This is a genomic window from Gloeocapsopsis crepidinum LEGE 06123, from assembly GCF_015207655.1.
Lineage (GTDB): Bacteria > Cyanobacteriota > Cyanobacteriia > Cyanobacteriales > Chroococcidiopsidaceae > Gloeocapsopsis > Gloeocapsopsis crepidinum.
Window position 1 is genome coordinate 23,857 of sequence record NZ_JADEWN010000056.1, and the last position, 18,491, is coordinate 42,347.

An 18,491-nucleotide genomic window follows, 5' to 3' on the forward strand; every position below is an offset into this window, starting at 1 on the left:
CATCAAATGTATTACTAGTAAAACTTGATAAGTTCAGATAGCGAGTCATAATATACTATGCTCTTTGCGTTGCATAGCATCAAGGAATTTAATTAACAGATGCTTTTACTTTCAACGCCATGCCCATCATGACTAAGCCAGGCCAAAAAAGATAGGTGAGTGGGTCTAGATTTTCAACAAAACTGAAAACAAACAAAGTTATTAATATGCTTAAACTAACTCTTGCAAGTATATTCTTCTGTGCCCTTGCTATCAGCTCAAGAAAACTCCACAACATAGGAAAAGCTAAAGCAGAAAAACCTACTATTCCATGCCGAAATAGAAGACCAATCCATGTATGGTGAGTGCCAAGAGGTACACGTAGGATAGCTGAGGCAGCTGACTCAACCATTCCATGACCCCAAATTGGTGCTTGTTGCCATCGATATAAAGACATACTATTCAATACGTCTCTAGTCGCTGAAGATGCACTGCGAAAGCTATGAAAATAATTTTTGAAATTATTTACTACATCTAATAACTGCGTGCCTAAAAAACCTAGAAAGAAGCTAGTAGTTCCAGTAGCAATTTGTACTCGTGGTTTGGTAAAGTTTACGAGAAGCCAAGTTAGAACTAAAGTAGCTGGCAAACAAATAATAGCTGCTCTCGATACTGAGCCAATAATCATAATAATAGCAGCAGCTATACCAATCCACCGCCACTTCTTCTGAGGTTCTAAACAAGCGAGGTAAAAGTAAACATTAGCTACTAGTCCCAAAGCAGGAGACCAAGGAGCAAATAAACGTAGGCGAATTTGGCTTCCTCGCACATGATCAAATAACTTTACAGTGTAAAATAAATCACTTAAACCTCCTATTTTCTGCAATGGGGAAATATACGTAAAACCAGCTAAGTTTGTATGTGCTATTAAATATGAGAAAGGAACAATAATTAAAGTTTGCAGGCAAAGAAGGCAAATCGCTCTACACAGTATTTGAGGTCGGATATTAAGAAGGCTGCCAATGAGAGGAAACAAGACGAAAAGAGCCCATGTTCTAGCAAAAGAGTTTATAGTTGATTTGATAATCTTGACCGTTCCTAAGTCGAAGTCAAGATGACCCATGATTAGAGCAACTTCCATGGCTAACATGGAAGCAGCCCATATCCAAATAGCAAAAGGAATAGTAAGCCTCTTGTCAACTGGTGTGTCGTCTGTTTGCTCCCAAAGTTTTTTGCATACGTATAACCCTAAAATCCAAGCCATCACAGGTATTACTATGAACTGGGCTCCTAGAAAGTACAGTACATACGTTCCAACGATGCAATACCAAATTACTTTTTCTTCAAAATTTTGTGGCTTCATGAGATATTAGGGCAGAACGATTTACTATGTTTTTTTAGGAAAAGTCTCTGCTTATAGTGGCATTTCCTTTGTACGCAATTTAGATTTTTTAAACAATGAACTGTAATGTCTGCGGTAAAAAATTGCTAATAAACCAGCAGTTAAAAACAGAGATCCTAATGTCGTCCCTAGCAAAATAAATTGCTTGTTTGGTGCACTAGGGCTTTGCGGTAGACTAGGTTCTGTGAGAACTTGGATAGGAGGAAACGAGCCTAAATTGTCTGAACCACCAAGATCTAAATTGGCTAGTGTAGAGGAAAATATTGCCTCAGAAATGAGCACATCTCGCTGAAGATCGTCTACTACAGACTGATGCTGAGCTAAGTTTTTGAGCCTGTTATCAAGTATTGCTATTTGCTTTTCGATTTCCTTTGCCTGCGCTTGGAGTCCTTGCTTATCTGCTTGAACTAAAACTAATTGTTGAAAAAGTTGTTGTCGAGCGCCACTATTATTTAGGCTTAGTTGCTCCACATATCCGAGACTAACAGGTTTTCCTAACAGAGACTGACTTCGAGCTAACAAGGCTGCTTCCATAGCATCTCGTTTAGCTTCCTGGTTGATTAAGGCAGGGTTTTCTGATGTGTATCTAGAGCTGAGATCAGCTACAATACCACTCGTTTCTCCGTAATCAGTCAATGCTTTTTGAAAATAAGGATCTGTTTGCAAGCTGAAAGCTTCTGTAGCTTGTTGAGCAGACAAACCTAAGTTAGCTGATAGCTGCTGCAAACGAGCATCAGCTTGTTGTTGTTGAGATGCGATGTTAGCTTGTTCCTTGCGTAGCTGTTCAATACTAGAAGAAAGTTGAGTAACTTGTTCGTTAGCGCTGAGACCTGAACGAGCTTTGTAATCAGACAGGCGTTGCTGCGATTCCTGTAGTTTTTTGCGTGCTGTACCTAGTACTGCTTCAAAGCCAGTGTTTTGGATAGTAGATTCTTGCACTCTTAGCTCGCGAAGTCTAGCATCAAGCGCCTTATGAAGTGCATATGATTTTGCCTGAGCTTCTTCTGGCGTTTCTCCATTAACCTTGAAAGTTACAAGCGTGGTATTGGCAATTCTCTCAACTCGCGGCTTACCAAACTCTTGTAAAGTCATATTAACTAGAGAGGCAGCGGCTAAACGAACTGGTTCACTCTCTGCAATAAACTTATAATTCTCTCTGGGGTCTTGCGAGGTGTTGCTATATGGAGACTGTACCTGAGTAGAAGTTTGCCCAATCTGAGGTAAATTTACAGATGTTCTTGACTCTGTGCCTGGTAAAGTGGCTGTCCAACTGCTAGTGTAGGTTGGTTGTTGAGTACTGAGATAAGTAAACGCTGACGTCCAAAGTACTGCATTGACAGCCAAACCCAAGAATAAGTAGTTTTTTCCATTCCACTCTAGTTTTTGACGCCTTGTAGCGCGGTGAGGTATTCTAATAGATTCTGCCATCTTTCTTTTATTGAAGAGTAGTAAGTGGGAAAAAGTTATTTTTGTCCCCAAGTAGCGCTGCTGTACACTGAAATATCAATCACTTTAACTAGCTGATTTAGCCAACAAGCACTGAAGATAAATCTAGTAACGCCTTGCCCTCGCAATACTCAGGAATTGGAGCATCCATAAGCTTCAAAATTGTTGGTGCAAGATCTAGCGCATGACCCAGGGGTAATGTAGAACCAGAAGCAATTCCAGGTCCCTTAGCAATTAGGAAACCTTGCGAACGATGACTACCTGTCCGAAAATAGGGTACTGGACCAATACGTCCCACCGTAGGACTATCCACAACATCTGCAGCATGATCTTCTTGCCAAATGACTACTAAGTCAGCATCCGGTAGCTTAGGATCAACATCAATTGCTGATTGCCGCGTGCGAATAATATTTTTGACTATGGGCGTACCAGTTCGACTATTTCTTAATGCATAAAGTTCTTGGCTTAATTGATCGCAAAGGGCTTCGTACTCTGATGGTGCAACAATTCCTTCAGATTCTCTTCCTTGTAAATTGATGCGAATATAACCTTCTGAAAAACTTGGCAACGCAAATGCTTTCATTTGAGACCAAAATGGTTTATACCAAACTGCGGGTTGGTAGTACAAAGGATCTGATTGCGCTTGTAATTGGAAGGGAGAAATTAAATCGAACTGTTGAGAATTACCAAAAAGCGGCTCAAGGTAATTGAATAATTTAGTCGGAGTGTTGCGGCGCAACGCTCTTTTCAATGGATTAGAGTCATGTTTTAAGCTCCAAAGCATACCCAGCGGTCCCCGCTGAATACGTGCTCCAGTGAAGGGATGTTTTAACGCTGTTCCCAGTTGTCCTGCAGCTATTCCTACACGTGCTGGAAAACTAAATCGATAGAGCAACTCTGGTAAAAACACCATACTGGGTAAATCCATAACATTGGCACCCATGCCATGATCGGCAAAAATCAAGATGCGAGCATTTTCTGGGGCTTTAGTTAAGATTTCACCAATGGCTTGGTCTATAGCTTGGAAAACTTCTAGTAAAGGATCTCCAGAAGGGCGATTCAATAGCGCATATAAAGGGTGATCTGATTGACTAAGATGCCAAAAATAGTGCCCTGCTGAATGAGTTTCACCAAAGATTGTTAAAAATAAGTCCCAATCTTCTCTTTGCAATAGTTCTTGACAAATAGCAGAACGACGCGAGATCCCAACCTCAAGATTTTTTTGCAGGCGTTTCAAGGCAGCTACATCCAGACAACTTGCATGATCTTTATGCAATGCTGGATGTTCTCCATACTTATCAATCAGTTGCTGTAGTAGTTGTGATGGTTGAGATTCACTAGATGTTAAAGGAGCATGCGCTCCCCAAGCAAAAACCTGTACGCCATTTACTTGATTGGAGGGTCTAGAATGGGGCAGGTCAAATATTCCTACCTTATATTCATCTCCTAATGTATAAAAAGGTGGGTACTCAGCAAAATCGTAAGCACCAATTTCGTCTATCTCATAAGTTCCTTGGCGAAGTTTAATAGGTGCCCAATACCCAGTCTTCTGCGGCGAACACCCTGTCAAAAAAGTTGTCCAAGGCGTTTCTGCTCTGTAATAATTGAAATTGTGTAATCGATTATAGGCACCCTGCTCCTTCAAACTACGTAGATTTTTTAAGTATCCTTGAGAAATCCATTTTTCAATCAACGCTGGTTCAGCTGCATCCAAGCCAATTGCAATAACAGGAGTTTTCATATCAACACTAGTTAATCAATGTAATTCAAAAGAATAAATACAAATAAAACCTTAGATCTTACAAACAAAGTCATGACTAGCCGCAGTCAATGATGCGATTAAGATGTATTAATAAATGTATTGCAAGTAGTTCAGCGAAGCTTTGTTTCTAGGTTTAACTAAGAGAGCATCTGTCGAATAAAAGTACTGTAATTGTTAGTCAATGCTTACTGAATAGTTAAACTCACTTTTATGTTCACTTCAGTATCTTCCTCTGAAAGCATAAGGTTGTCGATACAGATAAATTCAGTATTTTTATATGTAAGAATTAGTCTGTGGTGAATGAGATAGTTGTGATTGGTACTTTTCTAGTAGCTCTGCTGCGATCGCAAAAAAGTGTAGCAATTGCTTGAGGTCTTTGGCACTCTCTTTAATCTCTAGTTTACACATCTGTCATATCTGCTTCTAAAACCCAACAGAAGTTTGATATTATCTGCATTCCTTCCTTAAAAGATTGGTACTATTCAGGCAAGTAGTAGATACGGTAGAGAAAAATGCACACGCTGTGATGGTAATTTACATTGCACATTATGCTAGTTAATGGTTAATTATTGCTACCCTAGCCATTAACTATTGACTTATAACTATCTTTAATTCTATCTACTTACTTATGTGATTAAATAAGTTTCAATTAGTGTGTCACATAATAACTACACAATAGTAATGTTTTATTGTAATGAAATTATATAACTATGCTATTGGAGTAAAGAACTTGAGTTCATAACAGACAACATACTAACTTATGCTTCCTTCTACACATATACACTTTTAAATAGAAAAATTTTATTCAATGCTACACAGCATTTAGTTGCTCAGATTTTTGACCTTCTCATGTACGAGATTAACAATATTACTGTTTAACTATGTTATGTATTTAGTTATACATTTGAACCATATTACTATCAAAGTAGATTTGATAGAATTAGTAGTAGATGTAAAATATTAATGATTTAATTAATCTTTATTAACTCTCTAGAAAAGTTTTCTAGATAACATACTTATAAAAGCAGTATAACTTAATGTAGTACTTGTTGAACCTGCTCAAAACCTAATTTGGTGAAAAAATCTATGTCAGTCCTAATACACATGCCTATATTACTAAGCAGGATTATTTAGAACTTTTCTATTATAAATTCTTGCTTGATAGCTTGATTCAAACCTAATGTATTTCTGCTTCACTAAACGCAAAGAATTGTGATTTAAATCACTGACATTAAGTAATAATTAATTTAAGAGTTGGTGTAGTGGTGAATCAGCTAAAGGTAGCCATAGATAAGACAGCATAAGTGTATTCCTTTAAATTTTTCTTTTTACCTTAATACAGGTAAAGTTGGTTGCTTAGCTGAAGTTATCGGCAAGCTTCAGCTATTGCGGTGATGTAACGTAATAACTAGAGGTTGATGATTAGATCATTGCTTAGGTTAGTACCGTCCTTTGTGAATTTGGTAAATGTGAAAAAGTAGAGCTGTTGTGAAACGCTTTTCTTCTATATCTCCCAAAATCTATGAGAACAATGCCTTTAAAATTAACTTGATTTCTACTTAGGAAGACATTGATAGTATGCTGTTATTTCATTTCAATAGTTCAATGACTTCAACATTAGACTACAACTGTAGAAAAGCCATAGATATACAGCAAATTAGTTAGCTTTGATAGATAACTGCTAGCCTTTTATAGCCAAGCTTTACTCTCTAGAATATGCTTGTAATCCTAATAACACCAAATGAGTCAGCATTTCTATTTGCGATCGCTGGCTTGTAACTGCAAGCTGATTAACTTGCTCAATAGGTATCTGTTGTTGTAGTAACGCTAAAGATTGCTCTAATTCTTGAGCTAAAGTGCGGTTGTTACTACGAGCATTGTCTCGCAATTGTTGACCAACGGGTGACAACAATAGAAAGCTTAACAAACCAGAAATAAACCCAGAACGAGAGTTGCGTTCGCGCTGTGCTTGAATCTGAATAGCTCTTAGCAGTTCTTCTGACATATAAAAGGTGGGACGACTTGTTGCATCAGGATTGTGTCGTCCGTAACCATTAGTTCTCGCTTTATCTTCTGAATGTGGAGGATACATCAAGCTCTCTTTTAATAAACACTTACTTCCTTATGTATCAATTTTATAAATATGGCTAGTCAATAAAGTTCTGGAAATCAAGATAATAAACTCTGTTAATGAAATATGAAAGTTCTGAAACAAAAATTACAACAAAAGGTTATGGTTAATTAGTTGCGTATTTCTTCGTTAAGAGAGCACTAAATTCTGTAAAGTATGAGTTTTTTTATGAACTTTAGCAAAATTACTTACTAATTGTTTTCTAAAGAACAGTTTTGCTATATTATTGTTTACTAAAGTATGATTTATAACTGCGATACTTCACCTTAAAATCCCGTCAATATGATGGTACAAAGAGTATTCTTCTCATCCCGAATAATCTATTTTTTCTTCAGTAGTCTAGCCTTACTGAATTAGAAAAATAAAATATTTAATCAGAAACTTTGTTCTGCGGTAGAGCAACAAACTGTAAGCAAGTAGAGGTAAAGATGAACTATTCGGAATCTGACTTAGACTTAGATAGTAAAGAAGAATTTAAGGCTGCAGATATTGCCGTTTTTGCTACAAAAGGAAGTTATTTAACAGATATACAAAAAATTATTCTCAAGGGCGCTTGGTTAGGTTATACATATGAAGAGATTGCTGACAAAGAGGGATACAGTGACAACTATTTGAAACGTGACGTCGGACCTAGATTATGGAAAATTCTTTCCGATGCTTTAGGAGAAAAAGTTAGTAAAAAGAACTTTCGCACCGCGTTGCAGCGAAAATTAGAAGAAGTAAAATCGTTACCACCTCAAGAAAGAAAGTTTACAGAAACTCAGAGGGATTGGGGAGAAGCAGCAGATGTGGCAATTTTCTATGGTCGTACTCATGAGATATCTGCATTAGAGCAATGGATAGTTAGCGATCGCTGTCGTGTAGTCACAATTTTAGGTAGAGGAGGCATTGGCAAAACAGCCTTATCGGTTAAGTTAGCCCAGCAGGTACAAGACAAGTTTGAGTATGTTATTTGGCGATCCCTACACCATGCTCCACCAATTAAAGATACCTTGGCAGAACTCATTTATTTTCTTTCGCAAAACAAAGAAACTGATTTACCAGAAAATATTAGTTTACGTGTTTTAAGACTACTAGATTACCTACGCAAACACCGCTGTCTGCTTGTGCTTGATGGTTTTGATACTATTTTACATAACAATAATAACAAAGAATTTCACCGAGAATCCGAAGGTTACTCACAGTTGATTGGGTGTATAGGAGAAACATTGCATCAAAGTTGTTTGCTATTAACTAGTCGAGAGAAGCCAAGAGATTTGTTTTTGGAAGAAGGCGAACAACGCATAAAAACATTGTACTTAGGTGGGTTAAACCTAGAAGAAGGTCAGCAAATTATTAAATCTAGCCAATTGTATGGAACTGAGGCAAGCTTTGAAAAAATCATGAAAATTTATGGGGGCAATCCTTTGTTATTAAAGATGGTTGCTCCTATTATTCAAGATGTCTTTGATGGTAATGTTACAGACTTCTTAAATTCAGGTAAAACAGTTTTTAGCAATATTAAAAATCTCTTCGACCAAGATTTTGAGCGTCTATCAGGGATGGAGCAAGATATTATGTACTGGTTAGCAATTAACCGCAAGCCAGTTTCCTTACGAGAACTAACCGAAGATATTCTTCAAGAAGTGCACCCTCTAGAGTTAGCCGAGGCTCTAGAGTCCCTGCGACAACGTGCGTTGATTGAAAAGTATTCAGGACTATTTACACAACAACCTGCGATCGCTGAATATGTGACAGATCGCTTTATTAAGCAAATCTGTGTAGAGTTGAAGACACAACAACTAGTGCTTTTCAGAAGTCATGCCTTAGTAAAAGCTCAAGCAAAAGAATATATTAGAAATGCACAAACTCGCTACATTTTGCAACCAATAATTAATCAGCTTTTTGCTGACATGGGAAGTCGCAAAAGTATTACCAATCACCTCAACAAAATTATCAAAAGCTTGCAAGAGCGATCGCCGCTGCAACCAGGGTATACCGGAGGTAATATCCTCAATCTTCTGTGTCATATGCAAGTTGACCTTAATGGATATGACTTCTCTCATCTAAACATATGGCAAGCTTGTCTTGATATTGATTTACATCAGGTGAACTTGGCGTCCTCAAATGTAGATAAATCGGTCTTCTTAGCAAACTTTGGTAGTCTTCTAGCAATCGAATTTAGTTCTAATGGACAATTTTTGACTGTGGTTGATACCAGTGGTGCAACATACATTTGGCACGTTCCTCAGATGAAGCTACAACACCTGAATAAGGGATGCAATACATGGTTGCGTGTCGCAACTATAAGTCCAGATGGGCAAACACTGGTTTTTGCTAGCGATCGCACAGTGAAGTTGGGTGATATAAATACAGGTCAATGTCTCAAATCTTTGCACGGACATCTTAATCCAGTCTGCGCGATCGCGGTAAGTTCTGACAGTCAAGTTCTTGCGAGTGCAAGTTGTGATGGCATCAAACTATGGTCTGCGGATACTGGAGAATCTATTGCCACATTGCGCGGAGGTGTGAATCAGATAACCTCATTGACGTTCAGTCCTAATGGTGAAATTCTGATCAGTGCTAGCAGCACTGGAACAATCGAGTTATGGTCTGTTAACTCGCAACAACGGCTGACAACTTTGCAACAGCATACCGGCAAAATTCTATCAATGGCAATGAGTCCCGACGGTCAAATCTTAGCCAGTGGGAGTAGCGATCGCACAGCCAAACTTTGGTCAGTCAGCACAGGTGAATGTCTCAAGACACTACAAGACCATACACGCGAAGTTCAATCAGTAGCGTTTAGTCCCGACGGTCAAATCTTAGCCAGTGGGAGTAGCGATCGCACAGCCAAACTTTGGTCAGTCAACACAGGTAAATGTCTCAAAACCTTAAAAGGACACACAAGTCAAGTCCGAGCAGTTACTTTTAATCCTGATGGTCAAACACTAGCAAGCAGTAGTAACGACCAAAAGATCAAATTATGGGAGATGAGTACTGGTCAATGCATTAAAACCTTAAACGCTCATCAGAACTGGGCTGCATCCCTCGCTTTTAGCCCTAATGGGCTGATGGCAAGTGGTAGCAATGACACATCTATAAGATTGTGGAATCCTCAAGATGGCGAAAATATCAAAATCTTGCCAGGTCATACTAGCCGAGTACAGTCGGTTGCTTTCAGCCCAGATAATCAGACTTTAGTGAGTGCCAGCAACGATCAAACATTAAGATTATGGTCAGTTAACACGGGTGAATGTCTGACAACCTTACATGGGCATCAAGATCAAGTGCGTTCGGTGGCGTTTCTTCCCGATAGCTTGACGATTGTGAGTGGTAGTGATGACTGTACCGTAAAGTTATGGGATGTCACAACAGGAGAATGCTTGAGGACAATGCATCATCCTAGCCAGGTACGTACAATTACAGTGAGTTTAGATGGTCAAATCATCATTAGTGGTAGCACTGATCGAACTGTGAGAGTTTGGCACGTTTCTACTAATCAATGCTACCAAGCTCTACACGGACATACAGCTAGCATCAAGTCTGTCGCTTTGAGTCCTGATGGTCAGATTTTAGCAAGCGGCAGTGACGATGGTATTGTTAAGCTTTGGGATGTCAAGACAGGTCAGTGTTTGCAGTCACTTTCAGCCGATACAAGTACGATATGGACAGTTGTGTTTAGCCCTGATGGTCAAATGTTAGCAACGAATGGCGATCGCTGTAGTGTTAAGCTCTGGGATGTCACAACGGGTGAATGTTTACAATCGCTGCAAGGACACAAAAGTTGGGTAAGGGCGATCGCCTTTAGTCCTGATGGTCAAGTAGCAAGTAGTAGCCAAGACGAAACAATAAAGTTTTGGCATAAGACTGGACAATGTCAGAAAACATTAAGATCTACTAGACCTTATGAAAATATGAACATTACTGATATCGAAGGTTTAACCAACGCGCAAAAATCTGCTTTAAAAGCGTTAGGAGCAATTGAGTTATCATAGCCAACATCATGCTAGCTTTTCATTATCCAATTAATCGGATATAACACATTGCTAGAGTAAAAGACAATCAAGAGTTTTGTTCAAGAAAAGTAAGGGTTTGGAACACCAAACCCTTATTTGAGATTTATATAGTATCAGTTGCTTCGACCACAAGTCCCTTTGCTTTAGGTAAAGAACTTGAAAGAAAAAGCCTCTTCTCCTAACATTGAGAGAAGAGAGGTATTCCAGTTAAACTTACCTTACTTGCGATGATTGAAGTGAAGGTAAATAATTATCTAAACGTGAAAAAACTTTTTGTTTAATGTATTTTATAAAACTTTTTCTATAGCTAACTACATCTTCATCTACTTCTTGTAATCTTTCTGTGATAAATTGTAGAACTTGCTCTGCTCTATTATCCCAAGTCAAGTTCTGCACCTCTTGAAAAGCACATTCAGCAATAGTATTAGCTAGCACAGGATTTTCAAATAAGCTTAATATAGCTTCTTTAAAGGAAATAGGATCATCTGGCTCTGCTAGAATGGCATTTTGTTGATCTCTTGCTACTGTCATTATTGTTGGTAATGCTGAAGCTACAATTGGTCTTCGAGAAACCATATAGTCGAAAAGCTTAAGCGGACAAGTTGCTCCAGCTAAATCCCAATACTTACTTGTAGGAAGGATTAGTACATCTGCTGCATATAAGTAAGAAGCTAATTTTGTTTGATGTACGTGACCCACAAGCGTTATATTACTTAAGCCAATTTTTTGGCAAGCTGCTTGTACTTTCTGAACATCATCAGCCCATCCTCCAACAAGTACAAATTTGTACTCTGGAAGAAGACGAGCCGTTTCTAAAATTGTTGGAATACCTTTATACTCGTACAAGTGCCCTGAATAGACAACTATTTTATCTTCTTGGTAAATAGATAATTCTTTTCGAGCTAATTGTTTATCTTGATAAGGTAGAAAGTTCTTCAGATCAACTGCATTAGCTGCAACTAGGATTTTGTTCTTAAGCAATCCATTGTCGATATAGTTTTCAGCTAACTGAGGCAAGGTAGTAACAACACCAAGCAAGTTTTTATAAGCAAAAATTTTCTGATAAAAAGACTTTGATTCTTCTGGTATCGGTTCGTGCCACTCCCATAAGACAGGTACGCCAATTTTTAGTAAGATATCAGCAATAGCAGGAGTGCGAGTATATACAACAGAGGGGGATTTCAAGCAAGCATATAAAATAGCTACTTTATAAAAAATTTGATTTTCATAATTATGAGGAAACGGATACCTGAATTTGATGTGGATTGGCAAGCGTACAAGCTTAAATTTATGATGTAACCCGTACCAGTTTTGAAATTCTGAATTCATACCTTGAATAGCTGAAAAAGCATCACCAGCAGTAACTAGTTCAAAGTTTTTAATTTTTTGAGAAAAAGCCTGTGCCATTTTAGCAATTTGTACAGTATGAGCCATCTTTGATGGCAAATTGCCTTTTGATAAATATATTAAGCTCTTCAATGTTTTCATTTTTTCTTAGAACTCAAAGATTAAATAAAAAATAGAAAAAGAAGGTTTTTGATATTTTATTAAAAACTAATTTATTGTAGTTATATAAAAGTTCAGCAGTTTGTCCATTTTACAAATTAAAATTTCCAAAAGAGTAGTCACTATCATTACTATTTTTATTGAGTGAGTCATAAAAAAAGATAATTTACAAAATTATTTTATGTAAAAGTAGAAAGATTAAAAAATCTACTGAAAAGCTATTAAATTTATTTAATCCATTTTTACCTCTGATTGAATTAAGAACTTTACTTTCAAATTCCGCTGACAAACTACTGACTCATTTATCTTGGAGAGAAAAGCGTTTATTATAAATCTGGTATCTCTAAGTGCATGGGCAAGTATCGTTACATTCTGTTTAACAAGCCATATGGTGTTTTAAGCCAATTTACCGATAGTAGTGGCGCAGCAAGACATACGCTTAAGGACTATATCGCGGTTCCTGGAGTGTATCCTGTTGGACGCTTAGATTGGGATAGTGAAGGGTTGATGCTATTAACTGATTGCGGACAGCTACAACATCGTCTCTCACATCCACAGTTTCAGCACCCCCGTACTTATTGGGTACAAGTTGAAAGAATTCCTGACGCTGCGGCGTTGCGTCAATTACAGCAAGGAGTCGTCATTAATAACTACCAAACGCGACCAGCATTAGTGCGTTTATTCGATCTTGAACCAGCGATTCCACCGCGATCGCATCCCATTCGCTTTCGGAAGAATGTTCCTACCGCTTGGTTAGAAATGACACTGACAGAAGGTAAAAATCGTCAGGTACGCAAAATGACTGCAAAAGTAGGGTTTCCAACTTTAAGATTAGTTCGAGTGGCGATCGCTCACCTCCTACTAGGAGATCTTCAGCCTGGTCAATGGCGCTATCTGACTTCTGAGGAAGAATCTTTATTAAAACTGTGGCAGCAACCGCAGCAACGAAGTTAGTATTATAGACTTTGATTACCTTATCTTCAAATTAGTCGCGATAACTAAATTAAATGCATAACTGCTTAGTAATTGTGGGCAGGAGCAACAAATTGTGGCAACTTGGAGGATGTAGCCAATGACATGCTATAGTGCCTCAAAGCTATTTGTAATATGCTGATTTGCCCCCAGTGTCAGTTTGAGAACCCAACCAACAACAAGTTCTGCCAACAGTGCGGTACTTCGCTTACGCATAAACCTTGTGCAAAGTGCGGCACAACTGTGGCACTCAATCAAGAACGATGCCACAACTGCAATGCTATTACCGGAACGATTTGGTTAGCACATGCTCAAACATCTCAATCCTCGTTGATTTCTTCTACTGCGAGTGAGACGCCATGTCAAACAGACACCGTAGCAACTGTAGACGAAACCTCTGATTTAGCAGTACAAAATGTACCGCTTCCTGTTGTGCCAAAACTAGAAGTTGGGGCGTTTTTAGATCAACAGCAACGCTATCAAATCCTTGACTTACTCACAGCATCAGCAGACCAAACTGAAATTTGCTGGCGAGTTCTTGATTGTCAACCATTGCAATTATCACCCCTCCTCGCAGGTGCAGCAGCCGTGGAAGAAGTTCCGGCGATCGCAAAAACTTATCTAACGCTACAATCACAACTCCAGCAAGTCGTTCCAGCGATTCATGATGCATGGCAAAGTGACGATGTAGAATTTGTGTTGATTGAGGATCGTTCTCATTGGCAACAGCTTGTAACTCTCTGGCAAGATAACCAAACTTCTCCTCTGCAAATCTTGTATTGGCTGCACGAGATGACGCAACTTTGGGTAGCACTTGAACCTTGGCAATGTTGGCAAAGCTTGTTGGAACTCGCTAATCTGCGGGTAGACGAAGATGGAGTACTTGCACTACAGCGCGTGTACAATAAACCCGATGCTGGAATAACACTGCACGACTTAGGCGATCTCTGGTATCAGCTATTTCAAGAGTCTCAACGAACTCAATTAGGCTTAGTAGTTGAATTAATTAACGCGCTACAAAGCCGTAGCATTCAATCGATAGACGAGGTGCGATCGCACTTAGAATCGATTGCTGCAGAATTTCAAGACCAGTTTGCCCCCGCAACAACGCCGTTAACTTCCGATTCTGCAACAACACTCGATGATGTCCAAAATGTAGGAGATACGCAAATTTATACTGAAAGCACGCCAACACTATTACTACCCGTAACATTATTTAGCTTAGAAGATGTAGGGAGTACAGATGTCGGTCGCCAACGCGAACACAATGAGGATTTCTTTGGTATTGAGACGACAATTCATAAACTTGATACTCCTGGCGATCGCACCCTGCAGGCGCGTGGGCTATACGTTCTTTGTGATGGCATGGGCGGACATGCTGGTGGCGAAGTTGCTAGCAAACTTGCAGTACATACTCTCAAACAATATTTTGAAAGTCATTGGCAATCCGATCGGCTACCCGATGAAAATACAATTCGCGAAGCTGTGCAATTGGCAAACCAAGCAATTTACGACCTCAACCAACAAGATGCCCGCGCAGGTGTTGGGCGCATGGGTACAACTTTAGTCATGGCTTTGATCCAAAATACTCAAGTTGCTGTTGCTCATGTTGGTGATAGTCGTCTTTATCGCCTATCACGTCAGTGTGGACTCGAACAAGTAACTACAGATCACGAAGTCGGGCAACGCGAAATTTTACGTGGGATAGAACCTGATATTGCCTATGGGCGTCCTGATGCTTACCAACTCACGCAAGCCTTAGGGCCAAGAGAAGCAAGTTATGTTAGTCCTGATGTTCAGTTTCTTGAACTCAGCGAAGATACATTACTGATATTAACCTCTGATGGTCTTTCAGATAATGACCTTGTAGAACATCACTGGCACACGCACTTAGAACCACTTCTTAGTTCAGAAGCAAATTTAAATCAAGGTCTTGCCAATTTAATTGATTTAGCAAATCATTACAATGGTCACGATAACATCACAGCAATCCTAATTCGGGTAAAAGTTCGCCCGAAACGCGATGACGCAGAACCAACAATACCTTTAACTTAATTTTTACTGCGATACTTTAATCTTTTCATCTTATCTTATTTGGTGTGGTCGCACTGTACTTATTAAATCCTCAACAAAAAACACCACTACAGCAGTGGCAGTTTGAAAATCAATCGCTAATTCGGATTGGTCGTTCTCCAGATAATGACGTCGTATTAAGTGACTTGATGGTTTCCCGCTATCATCTTGAACTACAGCGCGTTCATACCGGACACCAAAGTGTGTGGCATTTGACTAATCGAGGAACAAATGGCACTTTTCTAGATGGTACTTTGGTGACACAAAGTTCTGTTGCTGATAATTCCATAATTCAGTTGGCGCGAGGCGGTCCTATCCTCAGATTTCAGATGAATCCACAAGGAAATATTGCTGCAATTCCTAGCTTGCGCTGCGATCATAGCGGAAATTCGGCTAACAGCCTTTTTTGTAGTCGCTGCGGTCAACCTCTTACAGTTTTGCGCCAAATTCGACAATACCAAGTGCTACGTACCCTTGGACAAGGAGGTATGGGAACAACATATTTAGCATGGGATGCTACCAAAACAATCACCGAACATCCTCAACTTCTTGTCTTAAAAGAAATGAATGCGGATATGGCAAAAATTGCCAAAGCACGAGAGTTATTTGAACGCGAAGCGCGTACTTTAGCTGCATTACAGCATTCAGGTATTCCTCAGTATTATGATTTTTTTCTCCAAGATGGTAAGAAGTATCTAGCAATGGAACTGATCCACGGTCAAGATCTCGAAAGACTCGTACTAGAGCGAGGACCTGTAACTCCAGCACAAGCGATCGCTTGGATGCTGCAAACTTGTGATGTATTAGAGTACATCCATACTCAAGATCCTCCTCTAATTCACCGTGATATTAAACCCGCCAATTTACTAGTACGCCGCGCAGACAACCATATCGTAGTACTAGACTTTGGTGCAGTTAAGGAAAGTAGTACAGCTCCGGCAACTCGGATTGGTGCAGAAGGATTTGCTGCGCCTGAACAAGAGCGAGGGCAACCATTAATTCAATCAGATCTTTATGCAGTAGGTGCTACATTAATTTTTCTACTGACTGGTGAAACTCCCTTTAAGTTTCTTAAACAACGCGGTAGAGGATATCACTTTGATGTCTCTAGTGTCCCCACAATTGCACCACAACTGCGAAGAGTTATTGAAAGAGCAACAGATCCTACTCCCAGCGATCGCTATGCTACCGCCAAAGAACTCGCTGCTGCTCTAAAATCAGCGCGTTAACTTGCGATAACAACCTTATTCTTCATCCCACGCTTCAACTGCTAATAGCTCGCTGACAGGATCTTGCATCGCAAACCCGAAGTCCAATAATTCTTGTTTCCAGTAATGCCATTCATTTCCATACAATAGGGCAATTTTCCAGATGCTATCACTTGGTTTGAGGATATTTGATTCTACCAGCGATCGCACATGATGTTGCAACTTCACCATTGGGTGAATAACTTGCTGAGACATAACCTCGATTTAATGTTTAATAAAGTTTGGTCAATGCTCGATTAGAGAAGCGCCTTCAATTTGATTTAATCTGCAATGCTCTAGCTTCTCAAGCTCGAAAAGCACTTTCTATTAATTTAGAGTACCACAAATATTTTTACTTGGTGTGTGTATTTTTCCCTGAAGTACGGTAATCACTACCATGTTTGTCTTGTGTCATCAAGCTAGGTACTAAGAGGTTACTACTTGCACAAGAATGGGTAGCTTAACAGTAGACACAATACATTGAGTAATAATAAAAGACTTATGGATAAATATCAAAATAGTTCTCGCAAGCGTTTTCAGCGAATTATAACCTGGATATCGATTGTGGCTTTTTTTGGTTCAACACTATATGGTGCAATTAGCACTATTAACCATGCTTTGACTCAACCTAGCTCGAATGCAGCAGTGTCGCCAGAATCACAACTGCAAGCACAGGCACAAGGATACGAAGTCGTTTTGCAACGAGAGCCAGAAAATCAAGCCGCACTCGAAGGATTAGCCTTGACACAGTTGAAGATGAATTCTGCAAATGCCGCGATCGCTGCATTGGAAAAACTTGTAAAACTCTATCCTGAACGCCAAGACTACAAATCAGTGTTAGAGCAAGTCAAGCAACAGGGCGGCTAAAGTTATGCTTTAAGGTCTGGACAGGTAAGATGCCTACCCCGCATCGGCATTCTTATTAAACAACTACATCATGATCTGGCAAGAGATCCTCAATATTTCTCAAGACAGGAATTGCATAGCTACCCGTGCAAATTAACACAACAATAAATGAGAAAAGCGCAAATTGTAGCGCCATACCGCTACCTTGTTCAGTACCAAATATATTTCCTAAAAACGGTGCGAGTATTCCTCCAGGAAGCATCGCAGGTTCAAACACGCGGTCTGCTAGTGGACCTGCAATTAATAGCCCTAGTGATGATACGATCCCTATTAAAAACGAACTCGCAGCAAATACCCGTCCTTGTAATCTTGGTGGGATTTTGGAAAGCCAAATCGCATCTTCACAACTGTTAGCAGTCGGTTTCAGCAGTCCAGCACAGAAAAAAGTGGTAATCCAAATTGTTGGTACAGCGGCTAAACCTAGTAACGTCTCCAAACTAAAAATAATTCCTCTACCCCACAATACACCGCGAATTCGTCGCTTAGGACCTCCCCAAATTCCTAATGCGATCGCGCCAACCAGCCCGCCTAACCCCAATGCAGAAGAAACACTACCCAGAATCGCGGTGTTATTATTAGTACGAGCTAAAATAACAGGCTCAAGTAATGCGGCGTTATCAAAAAAGATAAAACTTAGTGTGAATAGTTGCAACATCGCTAGACTAGGGTGTTGCAAAAGATAGCGAAACCCAAACGTTAATTGTTGCCACGATCGCAATTTCGTCTCGTATTGCATCTCATCTTGGTTCACAGGTTGGGGAATATGCACAACCATGAGTGTACCAACAGCAATAATGAATGTCATCACATCCAGAACTAAAATACCAGTAAGACCAACAAGCGGATACAGAATACCAGCTAAAGCAGGTGCAAAGACACCCGAACCAAAGCCTTGAATTGAACCCATTGCCCCAATGCGTACATAATGCTGCTTCGGAAACATACAGCCTATTGCAAGTTTATGAGGTACAGTAAGAGGAGTACACAAATGAAGTCTAATGAAACCGTACTCGCTCGACTTGCGAGAAAAAATAGTTAAGGCATACACACAAGGTGACACCTCAATCAG

The 18,491-nt window shown here is 39.5% G+C and carries 13 protein-coding genes; 5 read left to right on the plus strand and 8 right to left on the minus strand.

The window, feature by feature from the left end; all coding sequences use genetic code 11:
- Positions 1 to 88 precede the first annotated feature (88 nt).
- The 5 genes from IQ230_RS19445 to IQ230_RS19460 all read right to left on the minus strand — a co-directional run bounded on the left by IQ230_RS19445 (position 89) and on the right by IQ230_RS19460 (position 6,681).
- Positions 89 to 1,342: an O-antigen ligase family protein gene (locus IQ230_RS19445; RefSeq protein WP_193933910.1), complete on the minus strand. Its 1,254-nt coding sequence runs from the start codon at positions 1,340 to 1,342 to the stop codon at positions 89 to 91.
- Between the two features lie 51 nt (positions 1,343 to 1,393).
- Positions 1,394 to 2,809, minus strand: a complete 1,416-nt coding sequence (locus tag IQ230_RS19450) for a GumC family protein (protein ID WP_193933911.1) — start codon at positions 2,807 to 2,809, stop codon at positions 1,394 to 1,396.
- Between the two features lie 97 nt (positions 2,810 to 2,906).
- Positions 2,907 to 4,568, minus strand: a complete 1,662-nt coding sequence (locus tag IQ230_RS19455) for an alkaline phosphatase family protein (RefSeq protein WP_193933912.1) — start codon at positions 4,566 to 4,568, stop codon at positions 2,907 to 2,909.
- Between the two features lie 294 nt (positions 4,569 to 4,862).
- Complete coding sequence (locus IQ230_RS27500) at positions 4,863 to 4,997, minus strand: hypothetical protein (RefSeq protein WP_265576239.1); 135 nt, start codon at positions 4,995 to 4,997, stop codon at positions 4,863 to 4,865.
- Between the two features lie 1,294 nt (positions 4,998 to 6,291).
- Complete coding sequence (locus tag IQ230_RS19460; protein ID WP_193933913.1) at positions 6,292 to 6,681, minus strand: hypothetical protein; 390 nt, start codon at positions 6,679 to 6,681, stop codon at positions 6,292 to 6,294.
- A 467-nt stretch (positions 6,682 to 7,148) separates the two neighbouring features.
- Here IQ230_RS19460 and IQ230_RS19465 point away from each other — a divergent pair, with 467 nt between their 5' ends.
- Positions 7,149 to 10,697: a WD40 domain-containing protein gene (locus IQ230_RS19465; RefSeq protein ID WP_193933914.1), complete on the plus strand. Its 3,549-nt coding sequence runs from the start codon at positions 7,149 to 7,151 to the stop codon at positions 10,695 to 10,697.
- 234 nt (positions 10,698 to 10,931) lie between these two features.
- On the opposite strand, the gene IQ230_RS19470 is transcribed toward IQ230_RS19465, so the two are convergent.
- Entirely contained in the window at positions 10,932 to 12,206 is a 1,275-nt protein-coding gene (locus IQ230_RS19470) for a glycosyltransferase (RefSeq protein ID WP_193933915.1), read from the minus strand.
- A 369-nt stretch (positions 12,207 to 12,575) separates the two neighbouring features.
- On the opposite strand from IQ230_RS19470, the gene IQ230_RS19475 reads away from it, so the two are divergent.
- From IQ230_RS19475 to IQ230_RS19485, 3 genes are all read left to right on the plus strand, one after another.
- Positions 12,576 to 13,178: a pseudouridine synthase gene (locus IQ230_RS19475; protein WP_193933916.1), complete on the plus strand. Its 603-nt coding sequence runs from the start codon at positions 12,576 to 12,578 to the stop codon at positions 13,176 to 13,178.
- Positions 13,179 to 13,331: 153 nt separating this feature from the next.
- The gene (locus IQ230_RS19480) at positions 13,332 to 15,251 is read left to right on the plus strand and encodes a serine/threonine phosphatase (protein WP_193933917.1); all 1,920 of its coding nucleotides are present in this window, start codon (positions 13,332 to 13,334) and stop codon (positions 15,249 to 15,251) included.
- Between the two features lie 44 nt (positions 15,252 to 15,295).
- A complete protein-coding gene (locus tag IQ230_RS19485; protein WP_193933918.1) occupies positions 15,296 to 16,498 on the plus strand; it encodes a protein kinase domain-containing protein in 1,203 nt (400 codons plus the stop codon).
- 15 nt (positions 16,499 to 16,513) lie between these two features.
- On the opposite strand, the gene IQ230_RS19490 is transcribed toward IQ230_RS19485, so the two are convergent.
- Positions 16,514 to 16,732: a DUF4327 family protein gene (locus tag IQ230_RS19490; protein WP_099699550.1), complete on the minus strand. Its 219-nt coding sequence runs from the start codon at positions 16,730 to 16,732 to the stop codon at positions 16,514 to 16,516.
- A gap of 285 nt (positions 16,733 to 17,017) precedes the next feature.
- Here IQ230_RS19490 and IQ230_RS19495 point away from each other — a divergent pair, with 285 nt between their 5' ends.
- Complete coding sequence (locus tag IQ230_RS19495; RefSeq protein WP_193933919.1) at positions 17,018 to 17,383, plus strand: tetratricopeptide repeat protein; 366 nt, start codon at positions 17,018 to 17,020, stop codon at positions 17,381 to 17,383.
- 55 nt (positions 17,384 to 17,438) lie between these two features.
- Here IQ230_RS19495 and IQ230_RS19500 read toward each other — a convergent pair.
- On the minus strand, positions 17,439 to 18,491 hold a 1,053-nt coding region (locus IQ230_RS19500; RefSeq protein WP_193933920.1), incomplete at its 5' end, for an MFS transporter.

Coding starts and splice junctions, on each gene's coding strand:
- IQ230_RS19445 (WP_193933910.1), bottom strand. CDS start 1,342: ATGAAGCCACAAAATTTTGAAGAAAAAGTAATTTGGTATTGCATCGTT.
- IQ230_RS19450 (WP_193933911.1), bottom strand. CDS start 2,809: ATGGCAGAATCTATTAGAATACCTCACCGCGCTACAAGGCGTCAAAAA.
- IQ230_RS19455 (WP_193933912.1), bottom strand. CDS start 4,568: ATGAAAACTCCTGTTATTGCAATTGGCTTGGATGCAGCTGAACCAGCG.
- IQ230_RS27500 (WP_265576239.1), bottom strand. CDS start 4,997: ATGTGTAAACTAGAGATTAAAGAGAGTGCCAAAGACCTCAAGCAATTG.
- IQ230_RS19460 (WP_193933913.1), bottom strand. CDS start 6,681: ATGTATCCTCCACATTCAGAAGATAAAGCGAGAACTAATGGTTACGGA.
- IQ230_RS19465 (WP_193933914.1), top strand. CDS start 7,149: ATGAACTATTCGGAATCTGACTTAGACTTAGATAGTAAAGAAGAATTT.
- IQ230_RS19470 (WP_193933915.1), bottom strand. CDS start 12,206: ATGAAAACATTGAAGAGCTTAATATATTTATCAAAAGGCAATTTGCCA.
- IQ230_RS19475 (WP_193933916.1), top strand. CDS start 12,576: ATGGGCAAGTATCGTTACATTCTGTTTAACAAGCCATATGGTGTTTTA.
- IQ230_RS19480 (WP_193933917.1), top strand. CDS start 13,332: ATGCTGATTTGCCCCCAGTGTCAGTTTGAGAACCCAACCAACAACAAG.
- IQ230_RS19490 (WP_099699550.1), bottom strand. CDS start 16,732: ATGTCTCAGCAAGTTATTCACCCAATGGTGAAGTTGCAACATCATGTG.
- IQ230_RS19495 (WP_193933919.1), top strand. CDS start 17,018: ATGGATAAATATCAAAATAGTTCTCGCAAGCGTTTTCAGCGAATTATA.